Here is a 16,419-nt window from a genome sequence, read left to right as displayed (position 1 = left end):
ACTGGATGACCGTGACCACGGATAACTCCTCCCATTCCACCGACCAGCGCCAAGTGCGCCGGGACAAGCGCGCCGAGTTCTTGGACTCCGGTCGCCCGGCCTACCCCGTGTCCGTCGAGCGCACCCACTCACTGCAGCAGGTCCGCGAGGCGTATCCGGACCTGGAAGCCGGCGCCGAGACCGGTGACCGGGTGGGCGTCGCCGGTCGTGTGGTGTTCCTGCGCAACACCGGCAAGCTCTGCTTCGCCACCCTGCAGGAGGGGGGCGACGGCGGCGAGGGAGTCCGCCTGCAGGTGATGGTCTCGCTCGCGAAGGTCGGCGAGGAGTCCCTCGCGGACTGGAAGCATTTGGTGGACCTCGGTGATCATCTGGCCGTGACCGGCGAAGTCGTCACCTCCCGCCGCGGCGAGCTGTCCATCATGGCCGATGGCTGGCAGATGGCCTCCAAGGCGCTGCGTCCGCTGCCGGTGCTGCATGCCGAACTCAATGAGGAAACCCGCGTGCGCCAGCGCTATGCCGACCTCATCGTGCGACCGGAGGCCCGCCGCATGGTGCATCAGCGGGCGGCCATCATCCGCTCTCTCCGCCAGACCCTGGAGTCCCACGACTACGTCGAGGTGGAGACTCCGATCCTGCAGCTGGTGCACGGTGGCGCTCAGGCACGGCCGTTCAGCACGCACTTGAACGCGTTCGATCAGGACATGACGCTGCGCATCGCCACGGAGCTGTACCTCAAGCGTGCCGTGGTGGGCGGGATCGACCGGGTCTTCGAGATCGGCCGGGTGTTCCGCAATGAGGGCGTGGACTCCACGCACTCCCCGGAGTTCACCATGCTGGAGTCCTACGAGGCGTGGGCGGACATGTACGTCATGGCCGAGCGGATGAAGGAGATGATCCTCAACGCCGCGGACGCCGTGGGCGCCGGACGCACCATCGAAACGGAGCGGGGGACCGCCCACCTGGACGGTGAATGGACCTGGCTCGAGGTCTACCCGGGACTGTCTGAAGCGGTCGGACGAGAGATCACTCCGGAAACGAGCGTGGAGGAGCTGCAGTCCGTCGCCGCCGAGCACGAGGTGAAGATCGACCCGGCGTGGAATGCGGAAAAGCTCGTCATCGAATTGTTCGGCGAGATCGTCGAGCCAGGTCTGATAGATCCGACTTTCGTCTATAACTACCCGCCGGCAGCCCAGCCGCTGGCGCGCCCGCATCGGGACAAGCCCGGGGTCATCGAAGCCTGGGATCTGATCATCGGCGGCATGGAACGCGGCACGGCATTCTCGGAGTTGATCGACCCGGTCATCCAGCGCGAGCGTCTCGTCGCCCAGTCCTCTGCCGCCGCGGCCGGAGACGAAGAGGCGATGGAGTTCGACGAGGACTTCTTGCGTGCTCTCGAATACGGTGCCCCGCCTATGGGCGGCATTGGTCTGGGAATCGACCGTTTGGTGATGCTGTTTACCGGCGCGGGAATTCGCGAAACCATCCTGTTCCCCTTGCTCAGGCCCGAGGCCACGGGGGACGGCAGCTGATGGAGGCCTTCTGGGACTACTTCTCGGTGTTGGCTCCCTCGGCCGGATTGGCCTTGATCTTTTGGCTGGTCATGCGTTCGGTGTTGCGTGTGGACACCGATGAGCGGCACGCCAAGGCCGAACTGGAGGAGCGCGAGGCTCAAGAGTGGGCTCGCCTGCGCGCCGAGAACGGCTCTCGGGGGGAGCAGTCAGAGCGGGACGGTCGCCATTCCCAGCGTGATGGGCACAGCTCTGGCCTATCGTGACTGCCGGCCCGGCCGTCCGTGCTCAATATCTCCTCATTGGTGCCCCGTAACGGTCATTGCCGCTCCGTCGATCCCGCTATTCTGAACCTGTGAGTTCACACCGAATTCACGCCTGCCTGCTGTCGTGAGTTGAAGAATTCAAATCCCACCGCTGATACTGGTTAACGGGCCTGGATCCGACGGATTAGATACCTGATTACGGGGATGGTGTCATCTGATCATGGCGGACAAATGACCAGGACGGCACAGGCTGACGGTTGAAACAATAAGGAGGAACCTTGGCACAGAAGGTGGAAGTGGTCTTGGTTGACGATCTGGACGGAACGCCAGCAGATGAAACCGTTCAATTCGCCTTGGACGGTAGGCACTATGAGATTGACTTGTCGACGGAGCATGCCAAGGAACTGCGCTCCAGCCTGAAGGGGTACATCCGCAAGGCCCGCGCGGTGGCACCGCCGGCGCCGGCCAACGAAGCGGCCAGGATCCGCGAGTGGGCTGCGGAGAACGGCTACGAGGTCTCTCGCCGTGGCCGACTGCACCGGGACATCGTGGAGGCGTACCGCAACGCGAAGAAGTAGCTCGCGAGGAAAGAGAACGCGGAAAGAGCTGAAGCAGAAGACGCAGAAGTACCTGGCGAGGTGTCGGGCGGCTGTTCTCCCGGTGGCGAACAGCCGCCCGAAGCTGTCTGTGGGTGCGTAGCATCGTGAGCACAGTCAGCAAGGAGTGTGCGCAATGTTTGAGAGATTCACGGACCGTGCCCGGCGTGTGGTGGTGCTCGCGCAGGAAGAAGCGCGGATGCTCAACCACAGCTACATCGGTACCGAGCACATCCTGCTCGGTCTGATCCACGAAGGCGAAGGAGTGGCCGCCAAGGCCCTCGAGTCGCTCAACATCTCCCTGGGCGCCGTGCGCGAGCAGGTCCAGGAGATCATCGGCCAGGGCCAGCAGACGCCGTCCGGCCATATCCCGTTCACGCCACGGGCCAAGAAGGTTTTGGAGCTCTCTCTGCGGGAGGCGCTCCAGCTCGGCCACAACTACATCGGCACCGAGCACATTCTGCTCGGCCTCATCCGTGAGGGTGAGGGTGTGGCGGCCCAGGTTCTCGTCAAGCTCGGTGCGGACCTCAATCGCGTTCGTCAGACCGTCATTCAGCTGTTGTCCGGCTATCAGGGCGGGGCCAGCGGCAAGGAGACCGCCGGGGCCGGCGTCTCGGCCGGCGGACAGTCCGAGGGCTCGCCGGCCGGTTCCGTGGTCCTGGACCAGTTCGGCCGCAACCTGACCGCCGCCGCACGTGAAGGCAAACTGGATCCCGTCATCGGGCGTGCCCAGGAGATGGAACGGGTCATGCAGGTGCTCTCTCGGCGCACCAAGAACAATCCGGTGCTGATCGGTGAACCCGGCGTCGGCAAGACGGCCGTCGTCGAGGGTCTCGCCCAGTCCATCGTCCGCGGTGACGTACCGGAGACCCTGCAGGATAAGCAGCTGTACACGCTGGACCTCGGGTCCCTGGTGGCCGGTTCGCGGTACCGCGGTGACTTCGAGGAGCGCCTGAAGAAGGTGCTCAAGGAGATCCGTACCCGCGGTGACATCATCTTGTTCATCGACGAGATCCACACCCTCGTCGGCGCTGGGGCCGCTGAAGGCGCGATAGACGCCGCGAGCATCCTGAAGCCGATGCTGGCCCGCGGCGAGCTGCAGACCATCGGCGCGACCACGCTGGACGAGTACCGCAAGCACATCGAGAAGGACGCCGCGCTGGAACGCCGTTTCCAGCCGATCCAGGTCAACGAGCCCTCGGTCGAGGAGTCCACGGAGATTCTCCGCGGCCTGCGTGACCGTTACGAGGCGCATCACCGGGTCTCCATCACGGACGAGGCCCTGAAGGCGGCCGCGTCTCTCGCTGATCGGTACGTCTCCGACCGGTTCCTGCCGGACAAGGCCATCGACCTGATTGATGAGGCCGGCGCCCGGTTGCGGATCAAACGGATGACCACGCCGCCGGAGATCAAGGAGTACGAGGCCCGCATCGCTGAGGTCCGTGCCGAGAAGGAAGCCGCCATTGACGGCCAGGACTTCGAAGGTGCCGCCACGCTGCGGGACCAGGAGCAGAAGCTCACGGACGAACGGAACGTCAAGGAAGAGGAATGGCGCACGAGCGTCAGCGAGGGCATCGCCGAGGTGGATGACGACCTCATCGCCGAGGTGCTCTCCAATTCCACCGGCATCCCGGTCTTCAAGCTCACCGAGGAGGAGACGGATCGCCTGCGCAACATGGAGGCCGAGCTCCACCGGCGGGTCATCGGGCAGGACGAGGCCATCAAGTCCCTGTCCCAGGCCATCCGCCGCACGCGTGCCGGTCTGAAGGATCCGCACCGGCCCTCCGGCTCGTTCATCTTCGCCGGACCCACCGGCGTCGGGAAGACCGAGCTGGCCAAGGCGCTGGCCGAGTTCCTGTTCGGGGACGAGGAAGCACTCATCACCCTGGACATGTCCGAGTTCCAGGAGAAGCACACGGTGTCCCGGCTCTTCGGCGCCCCTCCCGGATACGTGGGCTACGAAGAGGGCGGCCAGCTCACCGAGAAGGTCCGCCGCCGTCCGTTCTCCGTGGTCCTGTTCGACGAGGTCGAGAAGGCTCACGCGGATCTGTTCAACTCCCTCTTGCAGATTCTGGAAGACGGTCGACTGACCGACTCCCAGGGCCGTGTGGTGGACTTCAAGAACACCGTGATCATCATGACCACGAACCTCGGCACCAAGGACATCTCCAAGGGCGTCATGACCGGCTTCCAGTCCTCGTCGGACACCGCGACCGGCTACAGCCGCATGAAGGGCAAGGTCCAGGAGGAGCTGCGCCAGCACTTCCGTCCCGAGTTCCTGAACCGCGTGGATGATGTCATCGTGTTCCCGCAGCTCTCGCGGGGCGAGATCGTGCGGATCGTGGACCTGTTCGTCGCTCGTTTGCAGAAGCGTCTCGACGAGCAGGACCTCACGATCACCGTCAGCACTCCGGCCAAGGAGTTCCTGGCCGAACGTGGGTATGACCCCGCTATGGGTGCCCGTCCGCTGCGCCGCACCATTCAGCACTTGGTGGAGGACCAGCTCTCGGAGCGGATTCTGTTCGGGGAGATCACTCCCGGCTCGGATATCTCGGTGGATCTGGAGGGCGAGGGCGAAACGGCCAAGCTCACCTTTGACACTGTCCGCAGGCCCGAGGCCATCGAGCCGGTGCCCGAGCACGGAGAGATCGAGGCGAAGGCGGCCGGACAGTAGATTCGTCTACTGGCGAGGGGTGGCACCGAAGCGGGTGAGCATCTACGTTGGTTGGACCGCTGAAAGGCGGAGCGGAAGGGGATCCCTCGGGACCTCCCAGCGTGTTCCCGAAGAAGGAGATGCTCATGTCATTCGGAGATAACCTCGGAAACCTAGCCAACGAGCACGGCGACAAGATCAACGACGCCGTCGACAACGCACAGGAGCAGCACGGAGACAAGTTGGGAGATCACGCCGCCCAGGCCAACGACGCCGTTGACGGCGCGCAGGACAAGTTCCTCGGTGGCCAGGACGACGGACAGAACAACGAGCAGGGCAACTGACCTGTTCGTCCATCAGTAACGGCGCTGCTGCCGTGAGGACCCGCCCCCGGACTTTCGGGGGCGGGTCCTTTGCCGTCGGTGAGCCGAACGCGGGCCTAGACTGATCCGATGGATCTCAGCGACCTCGTCATCCGTCCGGCACGGACGCAGGATGTGCCGGCGATTCGGGCCATGGTGGAGCCGCTGGCGCAACAGCGAGTCCTCTTGCAGAAGGAAGCCGTCGCCTACTACGAGTCGATCCAGGAATTCGTCGTGGCTGAGGCGCCGGACGGGACTCTGGCAGGCTTCGGGGCGCTGCACGTGATCTGGGAGGACATCGCGGAGGTGCGCACTCTGGTCACCGCGGCACCCTGGCAAGGCCGCGGTGTCGGGCATCGAATCCTGGACCTGCTGTTGAGCCGGGCTCGCGCCGTGGGGGTCACCAGAGTGTTCTGCCTGACCTTCGAGGTCGAGTTCTTCTCTCGGCACGGATTCACCGTCATGGCCGATCAGTCGGCCGTCGATCCGGACGTCTATTCAGAGCTGCTCCGTTCACAGGACGAAGGCGTGGCCGAGTTCCTCGATCTGGCCAGGGTGAAACCCAACACGCTGGGCAACACCCGCATGATCGTCCACCTCGAGGACTGACCCACCCTTGCGTTCGGCCCCGGGGGTCGTGATTGACTGCTCGGACCAGACACCTTCAAGGTCAGGAGGAGCACATGGGTACCGGAGATCGCTTCGAGAACAAGGCCGAGGAAGCCAAGGGCCAGGCCAAGCAGGGCTTGGGCGAGGCCACGGACAACGACCGTCTCAAGGGTGAGGGTAAGGCCGAGGAAACCAAGGCCGGCCTCAAAGAGAAGGCGGAAGACGTCAAGGACGGTCTCAAGGACGCCTTCGGCGGCGACAACAACCGCTGAAGCGCACCCAGCCCGGCGGACTGATCGGCCGGCACCAATCTAGCTCAGAACCCGTACTCAGCCAGGCAGGCTGAGTACGGGTTCTTGCTGTGTGCGGTGCTCATCACGGTGCTCCCCGTCGTGTAGCACGGCCAGGCCGTCCGCGACGAGTCCGGAGACGCAGCGTTCGAACTGCGCGGCGGTGGGTCGGTGTGCGCCCAGGGTGCCGGCCGCCGTCGTGAGTTCTTCGAGGCTAGCGAGCTGCAGCGAGCCGTGGTCCCGCAGCGCGGCCATGACGGCCCCGCGCACCTGGCGATCGGTGCCGGCCCAGGTCTGGCCGGTGGGCCGGTAGTGGGGCTCGGGCTGACCGGCGGAGCGCCAGGCACAGAGATCGGCCACCGGGCACGCCTCGCACTTCGGTGACCGTGCGGTGCAGACCAGTGCACCGAGTTCCATCACGGAGGCGTTCCACCGGCAGGCTTCGGAGGAGTCCTCGGGCATCAGGTCGCGAGCCAGGGCCACTTCTGCGGTGGTCAATGACTTCTCCGGCAGCGCTCGACCCGAGATCATCCGGGCATGGGCGCGGCGGATGTTCGTGTCCACCACCACCTCGGGACGGCCGAAGGCGAAGCAGGCGACGGCGGCCGCCGTGTAGGTGCCCACACCCGGCAGGGCCAGCAGGTCCGCGGCGGTGCTCGGAACTTGGTTTCCGTGGGAATGGGCGATCTCGGCGGCGGCCGCCTGCAAGCGAAGGGCCCGGCGTGGGTAGCCGAGTCGTCCCCATGCGCGGATGACTTCGCTCGCGGGTTCAGCGGCCAGATCGCGCGGGGTGGGCCAGCGCTCGAGCCAGGCCGTCCAGATCGGCAGCACTCTGACGACGGGGGTCTGCTGGAGCATGATCTCGCTGACGAGGATTCCCCACGGCGTGGCCTCCGGCTGGCGCCACGGCAGATCCCGACCGTGGACGCTGAACCAGTGGTTCACCCGCCGATGGAGGACGGCAATGATCCCGGGCTCAGACATGCCGTCCATTCTAGGGTCCCGTGGGGACAGAGCTCGGGCGCTGCGGCGCGCCGGGCACCCTGGCCGGAGATGGTCCTTAAGCTGGAAGCATGCCCGGTGATTCCCAGAACAACGACCTGTTGCGCCCACAATCTCCCGAGGTGTACCGGCGTCGCCGGATCGTGGCCCTGGTGCTGCTCATCGTGGTCTTGGCCATCATCGCCGGTTTGATCTGGTGGGTGGCCTCCTTGTTCCGGCCCTCGGCGGATGACGCACCCACGACCGCCCCGACGTCCAGCACCGAACAGGCCTCCGGAAGTGCGACAGCATCAGCGTCACCCAGCCCGGCGAACTCGGAGAGCGACGACAACGCGTCGACTGGCGGTGCCTCGGACGAGGCGTCGCCGTCCGCCAGCCCGTCCGAGTCCGGTGCTTCAGAATCTGGTGACGCCGCCTCCGCGTCGGCCGATGCCTCCGGCGCGACAGAATGTCAGCCGGACGACCTGGCGGTCTCGGCGGGCACCGACCAGGAGTCTTACGGTGAGGGGGAGGAACCCGTTCTCGAACTCCGGGTGGAGAACACCGGGGACGAGCCGTGTGAAGCCAATCTCGGCACCAGTCAGCAGGTGTTCACGGTCTACTCCGGTTCCGACCGGATCTTCTCCACTCAGGACTGCCAAGTCGAGAGTGAAGACGCGATGGTCGAGATCGCTCCCGACCAGCCGGAGACGGCGAGGTTCACCTGGCCCCGAGTCCGGTCGGCACCGGAGTGTGCGGACGTGTCCTCGGAGCCGGGCGGCGGCACGTATCGCTTGGAGGTATCCCTGGGCGAGCTGGAGGCCGAGCCTGTGTCCTTCAGGTTGACGTGAGTTCCTGCATGGTGTGAAGCGCCTCCAGGAGGGTGTGTACTTCGAACACGACCACACCATCCGGCAGCTCGCCCAGGGGCTCGGGTGACTTCGGCACCACAGCTCGGCGGAAACCCAGTCGAGCCGCCTCGCGAACCCGCCGTCCAATGCCGGGGACGGGGCGGACCTCTCCGGCCAGACCGAGTTCTCCGAAGGCGATCATGCCCGGCGGCACCGGTGCGTTGAGCTTGGCGCTGGCGATGGCCAGGGCAGCGGCCAGGTCCGTGGCGGGTTCGGTCAGGCGCACTCCACCCACGGTGGACACGTAGCAGTCGTCGGCATTCAGCGGGAACTTTCCGCGACGCTGCAGCACGGCCAGGATCAAGTGGATCCGTGCTGAATCCAGCCCACTGACCGTCCGGCGGGGACTTCCCTGGCCCGACGGTGTCAACAAGGACTGGACCTCGGCCACGAGTGGACGGCGTCCCTCCAGGGTCACCGTGACGCACGTGCCCTCCACCGGGTCCGCCGTTCCGGACAGAAACAGCCCGGAGGGATCCTCGAGGGACACGATGCCGTTCTCGCCCAGGTCGAAACAGCCGACCTCGTCCGTGGGACCGAACCGGTTCTTGACCGCACGGACCAGTCGGAGCCGGGAATGCCGTTCGCCCTCGAACTGGCACACCACATCCACGAGGTGCTCCAGCAGCCGTGGGCCGGCGATGGAACCGTCCTTGGTGACGTGCCCGACCAGGACGGTGGCCATATTGCGCGTCTTGGCCTCGTTGATCAGGCTGGCCGCCACCTCACGCACCTGTGTCACGCCGCCCGCGGTGCCGTCCACGGCGGAGGACTGCAGCGTCTGCACCGAATCGATGATGAGCAGATCCGGGTCGGCCTTCTCGATCTGGCCCAAGGCTCGTCCCAGGTCCGTTTCCGCGCCGAGGAAGAGGGTATCGGCCACCGCACCGATGCGGTCGGCGCGCACGCGCACTTGGGCCGCCGATTCCTCACCGGTCACATACAGTACTGACCTGGTTGACCCCTCGGGGCGGCGATGACGGGCCACCTTCGCGGCCACGTCCAACAGCAGGGTCGACTTGCCGATGCCCGGTTCGCCGGCCATCAGCACTACAGCGCCGGGAACGAGTCCACCGCCGAGCACGCGGTCGAGTTCGGACACTCCCGTGGTGTGAAATCGAGCCTGGGTGGCATCGATCTCGCCGATCGGGGGCGCGGGAGCCGCCACTGTGGTGGCCGGTGTGCGCCCCGAACTCGCGTCAGCACCGGCGTCGATCACGGTGCCCCAGGCCTGGCACTCGCCGCAGCGACCCACCCATTTGGCGGTGGTCCACCCGCATTCGCTGCAGCGGAAACCGGGACCGGCGCGTTTGGTGGTGGTCTTGGAAGGCATGGATCCAGGCTAATGCCGCGGACGGACACGATAGCGGTGGACGCAGCCGGCTGTGGATTCAGAGAGAGGCTGGCTCAGAGCCGGGGCAGGTAGGACACCGCTTCATCATGGGAAGCACCGGTGGCCTCGAGCAGATCCACCATCATGGGCCGCAGCAGCATCACCAGGGCCTCGGAATGCAAGGTGGTGGCACCGAGTTCGGCGGGGTCCAGCTGGGCCGCGGCACTGCCGAGCGCATCCCGCGCCACCGAGAGGGACTTGTGCCGACCCCGAGCGGCCGGTTCGCCGAGCGACCGACCGAGGATCCCGACGGCGTCGGCCGCTTCATCGAACCAGTCGGCGAGTTTCTCGGTCGATTCGTCGTCCAGGGCGGCATTGTCGATCACGGAGATCACCCGGCGCGCGGCGATGCGCAGGCTCCGCACCGCCAGATCGGACATCTCCACGGTATGGGCCATGGAGTCCAGTTGTGGCCGGGATCGCCGCTGCGTGGGCGAGAAGGTGGCGACCTCGCGGGCGTTGCGAACGTCCTTCTGCAGGTTGTCCACCGCCGTCTGCGTTCCCCGGCACGCGACGAGTCCCATCCAGGCCGTCCGCGATTCGTGGGAGCGCAGGGCCTCGGAGCAGTCGCGCAGCGTGAGCGCCACGGTGCGGTACAGCTCGCGCAGACCGGTCGCGGCATCCTTCTGCAGGTTCTTGGGATACAGCAGCGTCACCACTAAGGCGATGAAGCCCCCGACGACGGCGTCCTGACTGCGGGTGAACGGCCCGCCTTCCGCGGTGGGCAGCAGAACCACGAGGATCGCCTGCAGGCTCATCTGCAGGGTGAAGACCGATCCCGAGTCCAGGAACCGGGCCACCATGATCGAGGTGAAGACCACGAGGAGGGCTTGCCAGTATCCCTGGCCGAGGGCCGCCTGCATCAGATCACCGATGAGGATGCCCAACGTGCAGCCCACGGCCACTTCAATGACCTTGCGGACCTTCGGATCACGATTGAAGCCCAGGGCGATGAGGGAGGCGGTGGCGGCGAACAGTGGATTCTCGTGACCGAGGACCAATTCGGCGAAGCCGTAGGCCAGTACGGCGCAGATGGCGCTGAGGGCCGCCGGGACCACGCTGGAGCGGACACGGGCGGCGCCGGCACGGGCGCGACGGGCGGCGAAGGATCGGGAACGCTCCCACATCCGTCTGGCCGTCGTCGTCCAGGTGGAGCTGGACGCGGGGTGCTGCTCCATGAGCCCTAGCTTAGGCCGGATGGTGTCGTCTCTGTGTCCCGGACCGGCCGAGCCGACACGGTCCGTCGGCACGAGAGCGCCGGTCCGGAATCGGTCACGCGGATTGGGTGATTCGACGTGAGATTCGTCACGGCGGAAGGCGGAATTCCCCCAGGAGGTCAAAAATCCGCGCCATCACGGGGATGTAGGCTCGTCGTCGGCAGCTCAACGCGGACGTCGGAATAGCTCGCCCCGACGTCGTTAAGCTTGCGTTAATCTTCAACCGACGTTCGCGTCACCTTCTCCCCATAGCTTCTATGTGGATCGAGGCCAGCGGCAACCCCTGCCCTGTACCTGAAGCCGCCACCTGATTCGTGGTGGTGGCAGCCTCGCCGGCACTGTCGTCAATCTCGAAAGAGGCAAATCTGTGAAGGCTCTCCGCTTCGGCCGCTCCGCTGCCGTTCTCTCTGTTGCCGCCCTGGCCCTGACCGCCTGTGGTGGAAACGATGACTCCGCTGGCTCCGGTTCTGAGTCCGGCGGCTCCGAATCCGGTGCTCCGGCCGAGATCTCGGGCTCCCTGGTCGGCGGTGGCGCCTCCTCGCAGGAATCCGCCATGACCGCCTGGACCGAGGGCGTCACCGAGGTGCACCCGGACCTGACCGTCAACTACGACCCGGTGGGCTCCGGCTCCGGCCGTGAGGGCTTCCTGGCCGGCCAGTATTCCTTCGCCGGCTCCGATGCCGCGATGGACGAGGAAGAGATGACCCAGGCCGAAGAGGTCTGCGGCCCGGAGGGCGTCTTCCACGTCCCGGCCTACATCTCCCCGGTCGCCGTGGCCTTCAACCTGGAGGGCGTCGACGAGATCAACATGGACGCCGAGACCATCGCGCAGGTCTTCACCGGCGAGATCACCACCTGGAACGACCCGGCCATCGCCGACCAGAACCCGGACGCCGATCTGCCGGACACCGAGATCACCGTGGTTCACCGCGCTGATGACTCCGGCACCACCGAGAACTTCACCGACTACCTCACCGCCGCGGCTCCGGAGTCCTGGACCTACGACGTCGTGGAGACCTGGCCCTCCGAGATCACCGCCGAGTCCGCTCAGCAGACTTCCGGGGTCGTGTCCCTGACGCAGCAGACCGACGGCGCTATCACGTACGCCGACGCTTCCCAGATCGGTGAGCTCGGCACCGTGGCCGTCCAGGTCGGCGAAGACTACGTGCCGTACTCCGCCGATGCTGCGGCGGCCGCCGTCGAGAAGGCCGAGCCGGGCGAGGCAGGTGCCGTCGAGCTGGACCGCACCACCGAGGAAGCCGGCGTGTACCCGATCGTGCTGGTCTCGTACCACATCTACTGCAACCAGTACCAGGATCAGGAGACCGCTGACCTGGCCAAGGCGTTCGGCGAGTACGTCGTCTCCGAGGAGGGCCAGGCGGCAGCCGAGGAGTCGGCCGGCAACGCGCCGATCTCCGACGCCACTCGTGAGTCGGCACTGGAGAACATCCAGGCCATCTCCGTCCAGGAGTGATCCGGCCCCTCGGCCGGCCGTGACCGAACACTGATTCAGCCGCCGACCCTCTCCCGAGTAGGGTCGGCGGCTGTGTCATGCTATTCACGCCATCCACACCGGGCGCGGAACCCACGTCCGCACCATGAACTCCGGAGGGAGTCACTGTGACTGAATCAGTCACCGAGCAGACGAAGGCTTCGTCGCTCAAGGCGTCACGCGGTGGCGCCGCAGGAGACAAGGTCTTCTCTGGGCTAGCCCTGGCGGCGGGCATCGTCATTCTGCTGGTGTTGGCCTTCGTCGCGATCTTCCTTCTGGTTGAGGCCCTCCCGGCGCTGTGGCCGCAAGTCTTCTCCGAAGAGGATTCCATCGCGAGCGCCGACAACTTCTGGGAGTACGTGTGGCCGCTGATGGCGGGCACGCTCATCGCCTCGGTCATCGCCATCATCATCGCCACCCCGGTGGCCGTGGGCATCGCCCTGTACATTTCCCACTACGCCCCCAAGTCGATCTCGACGCCGGTGGGATACGTCATCGACCTGCTGGCCGCTATCCCCTCGGTCGTCTTCGGCGCCTGGGGCATGACGGCACTGGCCGGCGGCATCGTGCCTCTCTACCGGTGGCTCGGGGAATACCTCGGTTGGATCCCGCTGTTCGGTGGTGGTGTCTCCACCACGGGGCGCACCCTGCTGACCTCCGCGGTCGTGCTCGCCGTGATGATCCTGCCCATCATCACGGCACTGTGCCGTGAGATCTTCATCCAGACCCCGAAACTGCATGAAGAGGCTGCCCTGGCCCTGGGCGCCACCCGCTGGGAAATGATCACGATGACGGTCTTCCCCTTCGCTCGGGCCGGCATCATCTCCTCGATCATGCTCGGTCTCGGGCGAGCCCTCGGCGAGACCATGGCCGTGACGCTGGTGCTCTCACCCGGCATCTTCTCCTGGAGCCTCATCACCGGTGGACGCAATGCCACCATTCCGGCGGAGATCGCCCTCAACTTCCCCGAGGCGTTCGGCATGCGCCAGTCCGAGCTGATCGCTGCGGGTCTCATGCTGTTCATCATCACCCTCGCGGTCAACATGCTCGCGCGCTGGATCGTTAGCCGGCACAAGGAATTCTCGGGAGCGAACTGATGACAACCTCACCTGAAACGACACAGCGCAGCCCCGCGCCGCCGTCGGGAGGCAGGAAGAAGAACTCCCTGACCGCCGGCCAGTTGCCACGGTGGACCTGGATCGCCGTCGCGATTGGAGCCCTGGTCCTGGCTGCTGCCGCCACGGCCCTCCTGGGTGGGGGCACCTTCAGCTGGACCAGCTGGCTCATCCTGGCCGCGATCTTCTACGTCGTCGGCATGTATGTCACCACCTTCGTTGTCGAGAACCGGCGGCGTGCCACCGACGGTATCTGGCGCAACTTGGTGTGGGCGGCCTTCATTCTCGCGCTGATTCCGCTGATCTCCGTGATCTGGACGGTGGTCGCCAACGGACTTCCCACCTTGATCGAGCACCCTTCCCTGCTGTGGACGGACATGGACGGTGTCACCGGCTCGGATGACATCGCCACGCAGAACGAGGGCGGGCCGGTTCAGGGCGGCATTCTGCACGGTCTGGTGGGCACGCTGATGATCACCCTGATGGCCACGATCATCTCGGTCCCGATCGGTCTGCTCGCCTCGATTTACCTCGTGGAGTACGGCAAGGGCGGCTGGTTCTCCCGGGCGATCGTCTTCTTCGTGGACGTCATGACCGGCATTCCCTCCATCGTGGCCGGCCTGTTCGCCTTCGCTCTGATGGAGTTGGTCATCACCACCTTCATCGGGGACGGCCCCCGGGAACTGCAGATGATCAAGATGGGCTTCACCGCCTCGGTGGCCCTGTCCGTGCTGATGATCCCCGTGGTGGTCCGCTCCACGGAGGAGATGCTGCGCGTGGTCCCCAACGAATTGCGAGAGGCGTCTTACGCCCTCGGTGTGCGGAAGTGGCGGACGATCTTCAAAGTGGTCCTGCCGACGGCCGTCTCCGGCATCGCCTCCGGCGTGACGCTGGCCATCGCCCGCGTCACCGGAGAGACGGCTCCCATTCTGGTGACCGCCGGCTATGCCTCCACCACCAACTGGAACCCGTTCGATGAATGGATGACCGCACTGCCGGTGTACATCTACCGTCAGCTGGTCAACCCGACCGGGCCGGCGGCGCCGATTCCCTCGGCCGAGCGTGCCTGGGCGGCGGCGTTGGTGCTCATCGTCATCGTGATGCTCCTGAACCTGCTCGCCCGCATCATTGCCAAGGCGTTCGCGCCGAAAACGTCCGGCCGCTGAGCCGAGCTGACCGAAAGACTGAGGAACGACACATGTCTAAGCGCATCGACGTCATCGACTTGAACGTCTACTACGGCAATTTCCTGGCTGTGGAAGGCGTCAACATCAACATCGAGCCGCGATCCGTCACGGCGTTCATCGGCCCCTCCGGTTGCGGCAAGACCACCTTCTTGCGGACCATCAACCGGATGCACGAGGTGCTGCCCGGGGCGCGGGCCGAAGGTCAGCTGCTGATGGACGGGGAGGACATCTACGCCCCTGGGGTGGACCCGGTGACCGTCCGCACCATGGTCGGCATGGTGTTCCAGCGCCCGAACCCGTTCCCCACGATGTCCATCCGGGACAACATCCTGGCCGGTCACAAGCTGAACGGTGCTCGGATGTCGAAGTCCACGGCGGACGAGATCGTGGAGAAGTCGCTGCGCGGCTCCAACCTCTGGGAAGAGGTGAAGGACCGCCTCGACAAGCCCGGTTCCGGCCTGTCCGGCGGCCAGCAACAGCGTCTGTGCATCGCGCGCTCGATCGCCGTCGAGCCGGACGTGATCCTCATGGACGAGCCGTGCTCAGCGCTGGACCCGATTTCCACCCTGGCGATCGAGGACCTGATCAACGAGCTGAAGGATCAGTTCACCGTTGTCATCGTGACGCACAATATGCAGCAGGCGGCCCGCGTGGCAGACAAGACGGCGTTCTTCAACATCGCCGGCACCGGCAAGCCCGGCAAGCTGATCGAGTACGACGACACCTCGGTGATCTTCAACAACCCCGCCAACAAGCAGACTGAGGACTACGTCTCCGGCCGCTTCGGCTGATCCGGCCTCCGAGATCCGTTCCCGTCAGAGCAGGGGAGTCGCCGCCGCGGCAAGGACCAAGGCCGCGGTGGCGCAGCCGAGCAGGGTGGCGATCCAGTAGATCACCACTCGGCGGAACACGGGCCACCGCACGGCTGTGTAGCGCTGGTTCTGGCCCGCACCGACGATGGCCGCTGTGGCCGAGTGGGTGGAGGACAACGGCATGTGGAGGGCGAACGAGCCCACGAACAGCAGTCCGGCACTGACGGCCGAGGCCACACCGGCGCGGAGGGGGTCCAAGGGGACCAGCTTCTCCGTGAGGGTGTGAGCGATGCGCCATCCGCCGAACACCGTGCCCAGTGCCAGCGCGACGCCAGCGCCCACGGGAATCCACCAATCCATCGCGTCCGGGATCCCAGCCGAGGAGAAGGCGAGTGCGACCATGAAGGCCATCCGCTGTCCACTCTGGACGCCGTGTCCGAGGGCATTCGCGGCGCCGGTGACCGCGAGGGACATGCGCGAGGTGTGATTGACCGTCCCCGGAGTGGCATCGCGACCGATCCACGTCGCCGGTGTCACGAGCACCAGGGACAGGAACCACGCCAAGACCGGGGACAGCACAAGGCCGAGCAGCGCAATGACCAACAGGTTGGTGGCGATCCCCCCGTCAAAGGTCGCGTGTCCGGTCGCCGACAGCGCGGCGGCGGCTCCGAGCATTCCGGCGACGAGCGCGTGAGTCATGGAGACCGGCATTCCCCGTTGCCAGGCGAACAGTCCCCAGCCGATGGCCACCGCCAGGGCGACACCGCCCATCAGGAGGCCGGATCCGGCGTCGGCGATGACCGGCGGGAGTTCTTGCCAGACCACGGTGAGGAAGCCGCCCGAGAGGACACCGCCGATGAGGTTCATCGCGGCCGCGAGCACCAGCGCCGCTCGAGGGGTCAGTGCGCGACTGCGGACGGGGAGGGCAATGGCGTTCGGGGCGTCCCGCATCCCATTGAGCAGTCCGTAGCAGCATGTGAGCGCGAGGATGACGCCGATCGACAGCATCAGCAGGGGAGCCACCTCG

16 protein-coding genes are annotated in these 16,419 nt (G+C 66.0%); 12 read left to right on the top strand and 4 right to left on the bottom strand.

The genetic code is table 11. From position 1 onward, the window contains the following. Positions 1 to 5 precede the first annotated feature (5 nt). The 7 genes from lysS (at position 6) to ACFQQD_RS03995 (ending at position 6,266) form a co-directional block, all read left to right on the top strand. A complete protein-coding gene (gene lysS / locus ACFQQD_RS04025; protein ID WP_378086477.1) occupies positions 6 to 1,529 on the top strand; it encodes a lysine--tRNA ligase in 1,524 nt (507 codons plus the stop codon). Next, entirely contained in the window at positions 1,529 to 1,774 is a 246-nt protein-coding gene (locus tag ACFQQD_RS04020) for a hypothetical protein (protein ID WP_378086475.1), read from the top strand. The genes lysS and ACFQQD_RS04020 overlap by 1 nt, the downstream gene beginning before the upstream one ends. Before the next feature lie 278 nt (positions 1,775 to 2,052). Next, positions 2,053 to 2,352: an Lsr2 family protein gene (locus tag ACFQQD_RS04015; RefSeq protein ID WP_378086473.1), complete on the top strand. Its 300-nt coding sequence runs from the start codon at positions 2,053 to 2,055 to the stop codon at positions 2,350 to 2,352. A 154-nt stretch (positions 2,353 to 2,506) separates the two neighbouring features. Further along, a complete protein-coding gene (locus ACFQQD_RS04010; RefSeq protein ID WP_378086471.1) occupies positions 2,507 to 5,044 on the top strand; it encodes an ATP-dependent Clp protease ATP-binding subunit in 2,538 nt (845 codons plus the stop codon). A 125-nt stretch (positions 5,045 to 5,169) separates the two neighbouring features. Further along, a complete protein-coding gene (locus ACFQQD_RS04005; RefSeq protein WP_378086469.1) occupies positions 5,170 to 5,367 on the top strand; it encodes a hypothetical protein in 198 nt (65 codons plus the stop codon). 108 nt (positions 5,368 to 5,475) lie between these two features. Then, positions 5,476 to 5,994, top strand: coding sequence for an amino-acid N-acetyltransferase (locus tag ACFQQD_RS04000; protein WP_378086467.1), 519 nt, complete (start codon positions 5,476 to 5,478; stop codon positions 5,992 to 5,994). A gap of 74 nt (positions 5,995 to 6,068) precedes the next feature. Further along, entirely contained in the window at positions 6,069 to 6,266 is a 198-nt protein-coding gene (locus ACFQQD_RS03995; RefSeq protein ID WP_378086465.1) for a CsbD family protein, read from the top strand. Positions 6,267 to 6,323: 57 nt separating this feature from the next. Here ACFQQD_RS03995 and ACFQQD_RS03990 read toward each other — a convergent pair whose 3' ends face one another. Further along, positions 6,324 to 7,277, bottom strand: a complete 954-nt coding sequence (locus ACFQQD_RS03990; RefSeq protein WP_378086463.1) for an A/G-specific adenine glycosylase — start codon at positions 7,275 to 7,277, stop codon at positions 6,324 to 6,326. Between the two features lie 80 nt (positions 7,278 to 7,357). Here ACFQQD_RS03990 and ACFQQD_RS03985 point away from each other — a divergent pair, with 80 nt between their 5' ends. Continuing rightward, positions 7,358 to 8,116 carry a hypothetical protein gene (locus tag ACFQQD_RS03985; protein WP_378086461.1) on the top strand — a complete coding sequence of 253 codons (759 nt, stop codon included), beginning with the start codon at positions 7,358 to 7,360 and terminating at the stop codon, positions 8,114 to 8,116. Here ACFQQD_RS03985 and radA read toward each other — a convergent pair. Together radA and ACFQQD_RS03975 are read right to left on the bottom strand one after the other, a co-directional pair. Further along, a complete protein-coding gene (gene radA / locus ACFQQD_RS03980) occupies positions 8,103 to 9,509 on the bottom strand; it encodes a DNA repair protein RadA (RefSeq protein ID WP_378086459.1) in 1,407 nt (468 codons plus the stop codon). The two genes, ACFQQD_RS03985 and radA, sit on opposite strands and share 14 nt — an antisense overlap. 74 nt (positions 9,510 to 9,583) lie before the next feature. Further along, positions 9,584 to 10,747, bottom strand: coding sequence for an aromatic acid exporter family protein (locus tag ACFQQD_RS03975; protein ID WP_378086457.1), 1,164 nt, complete (start codon positions 10,745 to 10,747; stop codon positions 9,584 to 9,586). A 406-nt stretch (positions 10,748 to 11,153) separates the two neighbouring features. Between ACFQQD_RS03975 and pstS the strand changes: the two genes are divergently transcribed. The 4 genes from pstS (at position 11,154) to pstB (ending at position 15,371) form a co-directional block, all read left to right on the top strand. Then, positions 11,154 to 12,260 (top strand): phosphate ABC transporter substrate-binding protein PstS, encoded by a 1,107-nt coding sequence (gene pstS, locus ACFQQD_RS03970; RefSeq protein WP_378086455.1) that lies wholly within the window; start codon positions 11,154 to 11,156, stop codon positions 12,258 to 12,260. Positions 12,261 to 12,406: 146 nt separating this feature from the next. Continuing rightward, complete coding sequence (gene pstC, locus ACFQQD_RS03965; protein ID WP_378086453.1) at positions 12,407 to 13,375, top strand: phosphate ABC transporter permease subunit PstC; 969 nt, start codon at positions 12,407 to 12,409, stop codon at positions 13,373 to 13,375. Continuing rightward, the gene (pstA, locus tag ACFQQD_RS03960; RefSeq protein ID WP_378086451.1) at positions 13,375 to 14,559 is read left to right on the top strand and encodes a phosphate ABC transporter permease PstA; all 1,185 of its coding nucleotides are present in this window, start codon (positions 13,375 to 13,377) and stop codon (positions 14,557 to 14,559) included. The genes pstC and pstA overlap by 1 nt, the downstream gene beginning before the upstream one ends. A 32-nt stretch (positions 14,560 to 14,591) precedes the next feature. Further along, positions 14,592 to 15,371 (top strand): phosphate ABC transporter ATP-binding protein PstB, encoded by a 780-nt coding sequence (gene pstB / locus ACFQQD_RS03955; protein WP_378086448.1) that lies wholly within the window; start codon positions 14,592 to 14,594, stop codon positions 15,369 to 15,371. Between the two features lie 24 nt (positions 15,372 to 15,395). Here pstB and ACFQQD_RS03950 read toward each other — a convergent pair whose 3' ends face one another. Continuing rightward, on the bottom strand, positions 15,396 to 16,415 hold the full coding sequence (locus ACFQQD_RS03950; protein WP_378086446.1) for an anion permease: 1,020 nt from the start codon (positions 16,413 to 16,415) through the stop codon (positions 15,396 to 15,398). Between the last annotated feature and the right edge of the window lie 4 nt (positions 16,416 to 16,419).

Source organism: Citricoccus sp. GCM10030269 (assembly GCF_042665635.1).
Lineage (GTDB): Bacteria > Actinomycetota > Actinomycetes > Actinomycetales > Micrococcaceae > Citricoccus.
This window is presented reverse-complemented; position numbering and strand designations above follow the sequence as displayed.

What these genes read in the sequence shown, in the direction of transcription:
- lysS (WP_378086477.1), top strand. Translation starts at nt 6, where the DNA reads ATGACCGTGACCACGGATAACTCCTCCCATTCCACCGACCAGCGCCAA.
- ACFQQD_RS04020 (WP_378086475.1), top strand. Translation starts at nt 1,529, where the DNA reads ATGGAGGCCTTCTGGGACTACTTCTCGGTGTTGGCTCCCTCGGCCGGA.
- ACFQQD_RS04010 (WP_378086471.1), top strand. Translation starts at nt 2,507, where the DNA reads ATGTTTGAGAGATTCACGGACCGTGCCCGGCGTGTGGTGGTGCTCGCG.
- ACFQQD_RS04005 (WP_378086469.1), top strand. Translation starts at nt 5,170, where the DNA reads ATGTCATTCGGAGATAACCTCGGAAACCTAGCCAACGAGCACGGCGAC.
- ACFQQD_RS04000 (WP_378086467.1), top strand. Translation starts at nt 5,476, where the DNA reads ATGGATCTCAGCGACCTCGTCATCCGTCCGGCACGGACGCAGGATGTG.
- ACFQQD_RS03995 (WP_378086465.1), top strand. Translation starts at nt 6,069, where the DNA reads ATGGGTACCGGAGATCGCTTCGAGAACAAGGCCGAGGAAGCCAAGGGC.
- ACFQQD_RS03990 (WP_378086463.1), bottom strand. Translation starts at nt 7,277, where the DNA reads ATGGACGGCATGTCTGAGCCCGGGATCATTGCCGTCCTCCATCGGCGG.
- ACFQQD_RS03985 (WP_378086461.1), top strand. Translation starts at nt 7,358, where the DNA reads ATGCCCGGTGATTCCCAGAACAACGACCTGTTGCGCCCACAATCTCCC.
- radA (WP_378086459.1), bottom strand. Translation starts at nt 9,509, where the DNA reads ATGCCTTCCAAGACCACCACCAAACGCGCCGGTCCCGGTTTCCGCTGC.
- ACFQQD_RS03975 (WP_378086457.1), bottom strand. Translation starts at nt 10,747, where the DNA reads ATGGAGCAGCACCCCGCGTCCAGCTCCACCTGGACGACGACGGCCAGA.
- pstA (WP_378086451.1), top strand. Translation starts at nt 13,375, where the DNA reads ATGACAACCTCACCTGAAACGACACAGCGCAGCCCCGCGCCGCCGTCG.
- pstB (WP_378086448.1), top strand. Translation starts at nt 14,592, where the DNA reads ATGTCTAAGCGCATCGACGTCATCGACTTGAACGTCTACTACGGCAAT.